This window comes from Mesorhizobium sp. M4B.F.Ca.ET.203.01.1.1 (assembly GCF_004791025.1).
Classification (GTDB): Bacteria; Pseudomonadota; Alphaproteobacteria; order Rhizobiales; family Rhizobiaceae; genus Mesorhizobium; species Mesorhizobium abyssinicae.
On the sequence record NZ_SRUO01000204.1, the window covers coordinates 1 to 311 of the forward strand.

A 311-nucleotide genomic window follows, 5' to 3' on the forward strand; every position below is an offset into this window, starting at 1 on the left:
GCCACGAGCACTACGACACCGCCCAGCGCGTCCAGCAGACCCTGCAGAAGTACAAGGAACTGAAGGACATCATCGCGATCCTGGGCATGGACGAGCTGTCCGAAGAGGACAAGCAGGCCGTGTCGCGCGCACGCAAGATCGAGCGCTTCTTCAGCCAGCCGTTCCACGTGGCCGAAGTGTTCACCGGTTCGCCGGGCAAGTACGTGCCGCTGAAGGACACCATCCGTGGCTTCAAGGCCATCGTCGATGGCGAGTACGACCACCTGCCGGAGCAGGCGTTCTACATGGTCGGCGGCATCGAAGAAGCGGTC

1 pseudogene is annotated in these 311 nt (G+C 62.7%); it reads left to right on the forward strand.

The features are described from left to right. Positions 1 to 311 (forward strand): annotated as a pseudogene (locus EN846_RS34335) (F0F1 ATP synthase subunit beta); the annotation flags it as partial.